General features: G+C 64.9%; 12 protein-coding genes and 1 tRNA gene. 7 read left to right on the top strand and 6 right to left on the bottom strand.

What is annotated here, in order from left to right:
• The 4 genes from B3D39_RS02370 to B3D39_RS02355 all read left to right on the top strand — a co-directional run.
• Positions 1 to 1,066 (top strand): DUF294 nucleotidyltransferase-like domain-containing protein (locus tag B3D39_RS02370; protein ID WP_286789338.1); only part of this gene is annotated, 1,066 nt, incomplete at its 5' end.
• A gap of 9 nt (positions 1,067 to 1,075) precedes the next feature.
• Positions 1,076 to 1,612, top strand: coding sequence for a hypothetical protein (locus tag B3D39_RS02365; protein WP_274962663.1), 537 nt, complete (start codon positions 1,076 to 1,078; stop codon positions 1,610 to 1,612).
• Between the two features lie 4 nt (positions 1,613 to 1,616).
• Positions 1,617 to 2,006: a response regulator transcription factor gene (locus tag B3D39_RS02360; protein ID WP_078522624.1), complete on the top strand. Its 390-nt coding sequence runs from the start codon at positions 1,617 to 1,619 to the stop codon at positions 2,004 to 2,006.
• Positions 2,006 to 4,102, top strand: coding sequence for a 3'-5' exonuclease (locus B3D39_RS02355; RefSeq protein WP_274962664.1), 2,097 nt, complete (start codon positions 2,006 to 2,008; stop codon positions 4,100 to 4,102). Before B3D39_RS02360 ends, B3D39_RS02355 begins: the two co-directional genes overlap by 1 nt.
• A gap of 183 nt (positions 4,103 to 4,285) precedes the next feature.
• Here B3D39_RS02355 and arsC read toward each other — a convergent pair whose 3' ends face one another.
• The 3 genes from arsC to B3D39_RS02340 are packed head-to-tail and all read right to left on the bottom strand — an operon-like array spanning position 4,286 to position 6,002.
• Positions 4,286 to 4,615: an arsenate reductase (glutaredoxin) gene (gene arsC, locus B3D39_RS02350; RefSeq protein WP_274962665.1), complete on the bottom strand. Its 330-nt coding sequence runs from the start codon at positions 4,613 to 4,615 to the stop codon at positions 4,286 to 4,288.
• Entirely contained in the window at positions 4,606 to 5,658 is a 1,053-nt protein-coding gene (locus B3D39_RS02345; protein ID WP_414717959.1) for a quinone-dependent dihydroorotate dehydrogenase, read from the bottom strand. Before B3D39_RS02345 ends, arsC begins: the two co-directional genes overlap by 10 nt.
• A 5-nt stretch (positions 5,659 to 5,663) precedes the next feature.
• Entirely contained in the window at positions 5,664 to 6,002 is a 339-nt protein-coding gene (locus tag B3D39_RS02340) for a DUF952 domain-containing protein (RefSeq protein ID WP_078600405.1), read from the bottom strand.
• Positions 6,003 to 6,081: 79 nt separating this feature from the next.
• Between B3D39_RS02340 and B3D39_RS02335 the strand changes: the two genes are divergently transcribed.
• Together B3D39_RS02335 and B3D39_RS02330 are read left to right on the top strand one after the other, a co-directional pair.
• On the top strand, positions 6,082 to 6,750 hold the full coding sequence (locus B3D39_RS02335) for an SOS response-associated peptidase (protein WP_274962667.1): 669 nt from the start codon (positions 6,082 to 6,084) through the stop codon (positions 6,748 to 6,750).
• Positions 6,751 to 6,786: 36 nt separating this feature from the next.
• Positions 6,787 to 6,860 (top strand) — tRNA-Gly (locus tag B3D39_RS02330).
• 108 nt (positions 6,861 to 6,968) lie between these two features.
• On the opposite strand, the gene hemP is transcribed toward B3D39_RS02330, so the two are convergent.
• From hemP to B3D39_RS02315, 3 genes are all read right to left on the bottom strand, one after another.
• A complete protein-coding gene (gene hemP / locus B3D39_RS02325; protein ID WP_075774069.1) occupies positions 6,969 to 7,118 on the bottom strand; it encodes a hemin uptake protein HemP in 150 nt (49 codons plus the stop codon).
• Complete coding sequence (locus tag B3D39_RS02320; protein WP_158522126.1) at positions 7,115 to 7,282, bottom strand: hypothetical protein; 168 nt, start codon at positions 7,280 to 7,282, stop codon at positions 7,115 to 7,117. Before B3D39_RS02320 ends, hemP begins: the two co-directional genes overlap by 4 nt.
• 175 nt (positions 7,283 to 7,457) lie before the next feature.
• Entirely contained in the window at positions 7,458 to 8,342 is an 885-nt protein-coding gene (locus tag B3D39_RS02315) for a glycosyltransferase family 2 protein (RefSeq protein ID WP_274962668.1), read from the bottom strand.
• A 151-nt stretch (positions 8,343 to 8,493) separates the two neighbouring features.
• Here B3D39_RS02315 and miaB point away from each other — a divergent pair.
• The coding region (gene miaB, locus B3D39_RS02310; RefSeq protein WP_286789337.1) for a tRNA (N6-isopentenyl adenosine(37)-C2)-methylthiotransferase MiaB at positions 8,494 to 9,397 on the top strand (904 nt) is incomplete at its 3' end.

Genomic DNA, 9,397 nt, shown 5'->3' with positions numbered 1-9,397 from the left:
GACCGATCTGACCCGTTTTCAGGCGGTCAGCTCGGCCGTGCTCATCCGCGATGTGGCGGGCGCCGAGACCGTGCCGGAAATGGCCGCCGTCACCGCGCGTATCCCGCAACTTCTGGTGCAGCTCGTGGGCGGGCATCACGCGCATGAGGTCATCACCCGGCTGATCACCGATATCGCCGATGCGGTCACGCGCCGCCTGCTGAAGATGGCCGAGGAGGCGCTGGGGCCGCCGCCGGTGCCCTATCTGTGGCTGGCCTGCGGCTCGCAAGGGCGACAGGAACAGACCGGCGTCTCCGATCAGGACAATTGCCTCATCCTCGACGACGCTGTGACTGAGGCGGATATGGAATATTTCCGCCAGCTCGCGAAGATCGTCTCGGACGGGTTGGATGCCTGCGGCTACGTCTATTGCCCCGGCGACATGATGGCGACGAACCCGCGCTGGTGTCAGCCGGTCCGCGTCTGGCGCGACTATTTCAACGGCTGGATCGCCAAGCCCAACCCGGAGGCGCAGATGCTCGCCTCGGTGATGTTCGATCTGCGCGCGATCGGAGGCAACGGGGCGGGGCTGTTCCAGCAGTTGCAGGAAGAGACCTTGGCGAAGGCGTCGAAGAACTCGATCTTCGTGGCCCATATGATCGCCAACAGCCTCAAGCATCACCCGCCGCTCGGCCTGATCCGGGGCTTCGCCACGATCCGCTCGGGCGAGCATCGCAACCATATCGACATGAAGCATAACGGCGTGGTCCCGGTGACCGATCTGGCCCGCGTCTATGCGCTTCAGGGGCGCCTGCCCGAAGTGAACACCCGCGCCCGTCTGATCGAGGCCGAGCATGCCGGCGTGCTGAGCCATTCCGGCGCGCGCGATCTGGTCGAGGCCTATGACCTGATAGCGTCGATGCGGCTGGAGAACCAGGCGCATCTGGCCCGTTCGGGGCGCAAACCTGACAATTATCTCGCACCCTCGGACCTGTCCGATTTCGAGCGCTCCCATTTGCGGGATGCGTTCGTCGTGGTGCGGACCATGCAATCGGCCGCCGGACATGGCAAAGGCGCGATGAGCTGAGGAGAGCTTATGACGAATGATTACATCTCGACCCTTGCTGCCGGCGCGCTTGCCGCTCTCGTGGTCTTCCTGCTCTCTCATCTGAGCAAGAAGTTCCGCAGCGAGAAGCTGCCGAAATGGGTGATGCCCGCAGCGGTCGGGGCGGCGCTGATCGGCTACACGGTCTGGAGCGAGTATTCATGGTATCCCAAGATGCGCGCGGACATGCCCGACACGGTCGTGGTGCTGCAGAAGATCGACGAAAGCGTCGGCTGGCGGCCCTGGACCTATCTTGTGCCGATGGTCACCCGCTTCATGGCGGTCGATGCGGGCAAGGTGGAGCATCCGGTGGCGGGCAAACCGGAACTGGCCGAGACCGATCTTCTGCTGATCGGGCGCTGGCAGAATTTGCAGACGGTGCCGACGGTCTATGACTGCAAGACCGACAGCCGCGCCGATCTGGTGAACGGGGCCACGCTGACGAAAGACGGAGAGCTGTCGGGCGGCGGCTGGCTGAAACTCACGCCCGACGACCCGGGGCTGAAAGCGGTATGCGCAGGAGGATGAGACCATGCCGGGGGGGAGGAAACATCGCGTCCTGATCGTGGAGGATGAGGACAATATCGCCATCGCGCTCGACTATCTGATGAGCCGCGAGGGGTTCGAGCATGACCGGATCGATACCGGGCGCGGCGCGCTGGAGAAAATCCGCGAGACCCGCCCCGATCTCGTGCTGCTCGACGTGATGTTGCCCGAGGTCTCGGGCTACGAGATCTGCGAGGGCGTGCGCGCCGACAAGGGCCTTGGCGATGTGAAGATCCTGATGATGACCGCGCGCGGCTCCGCGATGGAGCGCCGCAAGGGCCTCGCGCTCGGTGCGGACGGGTTCATCGCCAAACCCTTCGAGCTGCGCGAATTGCGCGAGGAGGTCCACCGCATTCTCGACGGGGAGACGGCCTGATGGACCTCACCCGGCTTTCCCTGCGCACCCGGGTGTTTCTGTTCTTCGCCGCCTTGGCGCTCGGCAATCTGGTGGCGCTGGTGGCGGGGCTGTGGTTCGGCTTCACCCGTCTTGGCGATCCTGAGCTTCTGAATGCGATGGTGATCGGCGGGGCGGTTGCGGGCTTTGTGATCCTCGGGTTGATCGCCTGGATCTGGTTTCTGTTCGACGAGAACGTGGCCAAGCCGATCGAGCGGCTCTCGGGGATGCTGCGCGCCCGCACCACGGCCGAAATCGAGGGCGATATGGACGCCGATATCGCGCGCTATCTGGGCGATCTGGCGCCCGCCGCGGCCTCGGTCACGCGTCACCTGTCGGAGACTCGCAACGCCCTGACCGAAGCCGTGCAGCGCGAGACCACGCGGCTCGCGCAGGAAAAGGAGCGGCTCGAGGCGCTCTTGTCGGACGTGCCGGTGGGTGTGCTGCTCTGCACCGCCGATCATCAGCTGGCCTTCTATAACGGGCAGGCGGTGGAGCTTCTGGGCTCGGCCCATGCGCCGGGGTTGGATCGGCGCGTCTTCGACTATCTCAACCAGCCGCCGATCGCCCATGCCTATGACCGGCTTCTGGCTACCGAAGACCCGGATGCGGCCTCCGACCTGCTTTGTTCGACGAAAGCGGAGGGCCGTGTGCTCGCCGCGCGCATGCGGTTGCTGTCAGAGGGCGAGGATCACCATCTGAGCGCGCGCCCGGGCTATGTGCTGACGCTGCGCGATGTCTCGGGCGATATGGCCTCCCATGCGCAGCGCGAGCAGCTGATGGACGAGCTGTTCGACCGCATCCGCCGCCCTGCCGCAGCCCTGCAATCGCTGATCGGGGTGCTGACCGCCGATGACGGCCCCGCGCCGGGTCCCGAGCGCGACCGGGTTCGCGAGGCCGCCAATTCCGAGGCGCATCACCTCTCCGCCGCGATCCACGAATTCTTCGAGCGCCACGAGGCCAACCGCGCCGATTGGTGGCCACTGGCGATGATCCGCGCCTCCGATCTGGGTCAGGCGGTGGCCGCGCGGGTGACCGCCGAGGGCGGGGCGATCCTGCCGGTCACCGCGGGGCTGATGCTACGCTGCGAGGGCTTCGAGATGGTGGCCCTGCTGGCGGGGCTGGTGCGCCGCCTGACCGACCGGTGCGATTTCCGGCTGGAGATCACCGAGGACGGCCCCGGAGCGCTGATCGCGCTGGAATGGGAGGGCGCGCCGGTCCCGATCTCCGAGCTGGAGCGCTGGCTCGATCAGCCGCTCGATGTGGGGCTGGAGGACGTCACCGGGCATCGCGTGCTGACCACCCATGCCGCCGAAATCTGGCCCGAGAAGCTGGGCGACACGCGTGCGCGGCTCTGCATTCCGCTGCGCGAGGCGCGCCATGTCACCAAGCGCCCGAAGCCGGTGCCGCGCGCGGTGGTCTATGATTTCGACCTGCTCGCGCGCGAGCGCGTGGCCGAGATCGCCGACACGCCGCTGACCGATCTGACCTATGTCGTTTTCGACACTGAGACCACTGGCCTGCTGCCCACCGAGGGCGACGAGATCGTGCAGATCGCTGCCGTGCGCATCGTCAACGGTCGGCGGATCGATACCGAGGTGTTCGACACACTCGTCGATCCCAAACGCCCGATCCCGCCCGGCTCGACCGAGGTGCATGGCATCTCGAACGCGATGGTCGAAGGCGCGCCCGACATTGCGCAGGTGGGGCGCGATTTCCACCGCTTCGCCGAGGGTGCGGTGCTGATCGCGCATAACGCGCCTTTCGACATGGAATTCCTGCATCGCAAGGAGGTGGCGATCGGCGAACGGTTCGATCACCCGATCCTCGACACGGTGCTGCTGTCGGCGGTGGTGTTCGGGCAATCCGAGAGCCACACGCTCGACGCGCTAACCCATCGCCTCGGCATCACCATCCCCGAGGAGGCGCGTCACACCGCGATCGGCGACACGGTCGCGACGGCGGATGCCTTCCTGAAGATGCTCCCGGCGCTGCAGGCGCGGGGCTTGCGGACCTTCGGCGAATTGGTGGCCGAGCTTCGTAAGCACGGGCGACTGATCAAGGATCTGAACGGGTAGGGGGCGCTGCCCCCCGTCGCCGTAGGGCGACAAGACGTAAGGGAGAGGGGGCTCTGCCCCCATCTCCTCCGGAGATTCCCCCGGGATATTCGGGCCAAGGCGAAGAGGCTGTTTTGCTTCTCCTTGATTGAAATATCCCGGGGTGAATTCGGCGGAGCCGAAGAGGGGCAGCGCCCCTCAATCTTAAAGGATTTCGAGAACCGTCTCGGGTGGGCGCCCGATGCGGGCCGCCGTTTCCGTCAGCACGAGCGGGCGTTCGATCAGCTTCGGATTGGCGCTCAGCGCCGAGAGGATTTCATTCTCATCGGCGTCTTTCGTAAGGTCGGTGTCCTTCCAGCGGATCATCGCGGCGGCGGGCTGGCCGAGTTTCATCAGCGCGTCCTGCAGCTCGGCCATGGTCGGCGGCGCTTTCTGGTAGTCGCGGACCTGCGGAGCGATCCCGCGCTCTTCGAGAAGTTTCAGCGTCTCGCGCGATTTCGAGCAGCGCGGATTGTGCCAGATCGTTACAGCCATTTGTCCCTCCCGGTGCCGATTGCCTCGGAAACGCTGGCGAAGCCGTCGCGTTCCAGAAGCCGATCGAGGCCGCGCGCGATATCTGCCGCGAGCGAGAGGCCCGAGAAGACCATCGCGGTATAGAGCTGCACCGCCGAGGCGCCTGCGCGGATTTTCTCGTAGGCCTGCTCGGCGGAGCCCACGCCGCCCACGCCGATCAGTGGCAGCGCGCCCGCGGTATGCTGCGAAAGCTGCGCCAGAACGCGTGTCGATTTTTCGAACAAAGGCGCGCCGGAGAGGCCGCCCTGATCGGAGGGGTTGGGCGAGGTCAGGCCCTCGCGCGAAAGCGTCGTATTGGTCGCGATGATCCCGTCGATCCCGCTTTCCAGCGCGACCTCGGCGATCTCGGCCAGTTCCTCGGCGCTCAGATCGGGAGCGATTTTCAGAAAGACCGGAATGCGGCGCGCAAGTGTGTCGCGGGTCTCGATCACGCCTGCCAGCAGCGCCGACAGCGCGGCTTTGCCCTGTAGGTCGCGCAGCTTCTCGGTGTTGGGCGAGGAGACGTTGACCGTCGCGAAATCGAGATGCGGTCCGGCATGGGCCAGCACCGTCGCGAAATCTTTCGCGCGGTCGGCGGCATCCTTGTTGGCGCCCAGATTGAGGCCCACCGGAATACCTTGCGGGCGCGTTGCCAGCCGCTCGGTGATCGGCTCCATGCCCTGATTGTTGAAGCCGAAGCGATTGATCGCGGCGCGGTCGGCGGGCAGACGCCAGAGGCGCGGCGGCAGGTTGCCTTCCTGCGGGCGTGGGGTGGCGGCCCCCACTTCGATGAAGCCGAAGCCCGCGCGCATCAGCTGCGGTACGGCCTCGGCATTCTTGTCGAAGCCCGCCGCGAGGCCCACCGGGTTGAGAAGCGACATCCCCGCCAGATCGGTCTTCAGCCGCGGCGAGGTGATCGGGCCGGGCAGCGGCGCGAGCCCCATCCGCAGAGCGCGCAGCGAGAGGCCATGGGCCTTTTCCGGGTCGATCTTCTGGAAGGCCGCAAGGCCCACGCGCTCGATCAGGGTGGTCACGACATTTCCTTCGGGAAGATATGGCCCGCAGCGCCGAGGGGCAGGGCGTGGTCCCAGACGACTTCGCTGAGATGCAGCGGGCGGTAGAGATGCGGGAAGAGCTGATCGCGGCGCGAGGGCTCCCATTTCAGATCTGCGCCCATCGCAGTCGAGTCGAAGGCGACCAACACCAGATCGGATTCGCCCGCGAAATGTTTCGCAGCCGTCTCGACGACCTGATCGGCGGTGGAGAAATGGATATAGCCGTCCGCGAGGTCGACCGGCGCGCCGAGCGTGTGCCCGGCTTCGCGAAATGCATCCCATTCGGGGCGGCGGAGGATTTTGTAAATCAACATGGCTTTCCCTTGCCCGAAAACGCGCCGTCCGGTCAAGCGTGGGGCTTGTGCCGCGCGCGTAGGGGCATAGCTTTGTGCCATGTGCGGACGTATGGCCAACACTCTTCCCGTCGATGCGATGGCGCGTCTGTTCAAGGCGGTGCCGGGCAATGACGTGCCCGATGGCGAGCGGTTCAATATCTGCCCGACCCAGAGCCTGCCGGTCTGTATTTCCGGCGAGGGGCAGCGGCAGTTGCGGGCGATGCGTTGGGGCTTCATCCCGCATTGGTACAAGACGCCGACGGATGGGCCTTTGCTGATCAATGCGCGGTCCGAGACAGTGGCGGAGAAACCTGCCTTCCGAGAAGCGATCCGGTCGCGGCGCTGCCTGATCCCGGCGGACGGGTTTTATGAATGGCATCGCGAGGGCGAGGCGAAGCTGCCTTTCTATGTCTCGCGCAAGGACGGCGCGCCGATGGTATTCGGCGGGCTCTGGCAGGACTGGGAGAAGGGCGGCGAGTTGTTGACCACCTGCGCCATCGTGACCTTGCCGGCGGGGCCGACGCTCGCCCCGATCCATCACCGCGAGCCGCTGGTTCTCGAGCAAGCCGATTGGGCAAAATGGCTGGGCGAGGAAGGCCATGGCGCGGCGATCCTGATGCAGCCAAGTCCCGAGGGCATTCTGCAGGCGTGGCGCGTGGGGCAGGAGGTCAATTCGAACCGCGCCTCGGGGCCGGGTTTGCGCGAACCTCTTGCCGATCCCGCTTGAATGGTGCGGCGTGGACCGCTAAGGAGAGGCCAGAGCGCGGGTGTAGCTCAATGGTAGAGCCGCAGCCTTCCAAGCTGAAGACGTGGGTTCGATTCCCATCACCCGCTCCATCCTCCCCAAGATCACAGCGATACGCGTCTTTGAGACAGAAAAAACCGCCCGAGGGACGATCGGGCGGCTTCAGACGTTCGGGATCTGTGGGTGGCGCAGTGTTGCGCTCATTTGGTCAGGATCAGTTTGCCCGCCTTCGTGATGCGCAGCGTATAGACCTGACCGTCCAGCACGATATGGGCGAGGTTTCCCTTGCCGGTCAGCACCTCTGCGTCATGGACGGGCAGGGCGTTGGCAAAGCTTTCATTGATGCTCATCTGCGGCCTCCCTCGATCCGGTCGAGCGTCGCTTCGAGCGCGCTCTGGCCCGGGGGGAAGCCGCTGCACAGCGCCTCGACGATGTCGCGCAGGCTCAGCGGTGGATCAATATCAACATGCGTGTCGGCCCGGTATCGGGGGCCGGGGGAAGAGGGGCGTTTCATCTCCGGTCTCCATCTCGCGAAAGCGGCTCGTCGGGGATCGACTGGCTGATGGAAATAACCTGAGTGAAATGATCGGAATTGTAAAGGCGATTCTTTTACTAAGGAATTGCACAGATCACTCTGCGCCCGCGCAGACATAATTCGGGAACCATCCGGGATCAGTTGGAAGGGCGGATCAGAACCACTGGCCGGGTTCGATGAGGCCCAGATCCATGAGTTGCTGGCTCGACCAGTTGAAGCGTTCGGAATTGACCCAGGTGAAACTGTGCACGTCATAGGTCGACCCGGGATTGAACTTCAGCGCTTTCGCGACCCGGAACGAGGCGGTGGCGCAGGTCAGGTTATGGTGCCACGGGCAGGAATAGGTGTTGTATTCCTCGTCGTTGAACGTGTGATCGGGGCGCAGTTTCAGGCCGGATTTGGCGCGAAACAGGGCGATCCGGTCGATCTTGCGGCGCTGGGCGGGGACATGCTCCTCGAAGCGCCAGCGCAGCCCGCCGAAGAAATCCAGCTGCCGCTCTTTCGGGTGGTCGTGGTTCTCGGGATCGAGCCGGGCGAGCGCGTAATAGCCCGCCTTGTCGAACATCGCGTTCTCGGTATCGACGCCGTTCGGATGCGCCTCCAGATCGCCGGTATAGAGGTCGATCACATAGCTCAGCATCGAGGCGCGGCGTTCTTCGGTATGAAAGCTCAGAACCTCGCCGATCGAGCGGCTCTCGCAGAAGGGGAAGAACAGGTATTCCGCGTTAAAGCAGTAATAGAGCCAGGTGCCCGCGGGCACGGCGGCGACGATCGGGTTGATTGCGAGGGGCGCTGCGTCGCGGCGGTTCAGCTCGAAATCGATGCGGTAGATTTTCGTCGGGCTGTCGGCGGCCAGGTCGTCCGGCAGGTCCATCGCGGCATGCCCCAGAACCAGCAGCACCGGAAACCCGAGGTCGATATGGTGGCGGATCGTGCTCTCCAGCTCGACCCCGTCCTCGGCTAGGATCACGCCGACCGGGCCTTTGGACAGAGCCGCGCTCTGGCGGGTGAGAAAATCGATCAGCGAGGAATATTTCATGCCCGATGCAGCCCTTTCGCGGGGTCTTCGGGCGCAGGATCGGGGAAGGCCCGCATGAAATCAAGCCTTTACGGCCCGCCCCAAGCGCGACCTTGCGGGAAAGGGTGATTTGGCTGTATCAGGCCCGCTGGAAAGACGCGCGAGGATTGGCATGAGCGACGCTCCGAAAAAGCTGCATATCAAAACCTATGGCTGTCAGATGAATGTCTATGACAGTGAGCGCATGGCCGAGGCCATGGGCGCCAAGGGCTATGAGCTGACCGACGATGTGGGCGCAGCGGATATGGTGCTGCTCAACACCTGCCATATCCGCGAGAAGGCGGCCGAGAAGGTCTATTCCGATCTGGGGCGCCTGCGTCCGTTCAAGGAGGCCAAGCCCGACCTGAAGATCGGCGTCGCGGGCTGTGTCGCGCAGGCCGAGGGCGACGAGATCCTGCGGCGCTCGGATCTGGTGGATCTGGTCGTGGGCTCGCAAAGCTATCACAAGCTGCCCGAACTGGTCGCGCGGACCGATAATGGCGCGCGCCCTGTCGAGACCGAGTTCCCGCTGGAAGACAAGTTCGACCATCTGCCCGCGCGGCCCGTGCAGACGCGCCCGACGGCGTTCCTGACGGTGCAGGAGGGCTGCGACAAGTTCTGCGCCTTCTGCGTGGTGCCCTATACGCGCGGGGCGGAGGTTTCACGCCCGGCCGACAAGATCCTGCGCGAGGCGCGGGCGCTGGTCGAGAAAGGCGTACGCGAGATCACGCTGCTGGGCCAGAACGTCAACGCTTATCACGGCGAGGGTGACGGCGGTGACTGGTCGCTCGCGCGGCTTGCCCGGTCGCTCGCCAAGATCGATGGGCTGGAGCGTATCCGCTACACCACCTCGCACCCGAACGACATGGAAGACGATCTGATCGCGGCCCACGGCGATGAACCGAAGCTGATGCCTTATCTGCATCTGCCGGTGCAATCGGGCTCGGACAAGATCCTCAAGGCGATGAACCGCAAGCATACGGCGGAGAGCTATATCCGCCTGATCGAGCGCATCCGCGCCGCGCGCCCCGACATCG

Source organism: Thioclava sp. UBA3469 (assembly GCF_002378135.1).
GTDB lineage: Bacteria > Pseudomonadota > Alphaproteobacteria > Rhodobacterales > Rhodobacteraceae > Thioclava > Thioclava sediminum.
The sequence above is the reverse complement of the archived record's forward strand: the minus strand, read 5'-3'. Positions and strand labels throughout refer to the sequence as shown.

Bases quoted from the DNA above. Each gene is read 5' to 3' on its own strand.
- arsC (WP_274962665.1), bottom strand. From the start codon at position 4,615: ATGGCTGTAACGATCTGGCACAATCCGCGCTGCTCGAAATCGCGCGAG.
- B3D39_RS02365 (WP_274962663.1), top strand. From the start codon at position 1,076: ATGACGAATGATTACATCTCGACCCTTGCTGCCGGCGCGCTTGCCGCT.
- B3D39_RS02315 (WP_274962668.1), bottom strand. From the start codon at position 8,342: ATGAAATATTCCTCGCTGATCGATTTTCTCACCCGCCAGAGCGCGGCT.
- B3D39_RS02360 (WP_078522624.1), top strand. From the start codon at position 1,617: ATGCCGGGGGGGAGGAAACATCGCGTCCTGATCGTGGAGGATGAGGAC.
- B3D39_RS02355 (WP_274962664.1), top strand. From the start codon at position 2,006: ATGGACCTCACCCGGCTTTCCCTGCGCACCCGGGTGTTTCTGTTCTTC.
- B3D39_RS02335 (WP_274962667.1), top strand. From the start codon at position 6,082: ATGTGCGGACGTATGGCCAACACTCTTCCCGTCGATGCGATGGCGCGT.
- hemP (WP_075774069.1), bottom strand. From the start codon at position 7,118: ATGAGCATCAATGAAAGCTTTGCCAACGCCCTGCCCGTCCATGACGCA.
- B3D39_RS02340 (WP_078600405.1), bottom strand. From the start codon at position 6,002: ATGTTGATTTACAAAATCCTCCGCCGCCCCGAATGGGATGCATTTCGC.
- B3D39_RS02320 (WP_158522126.1), bottom strand. From the start codon at position 7,282: ATGAAACGCCCCTCTTCCCCCGGCCCCCGATACCGGGCCGACACGCAT.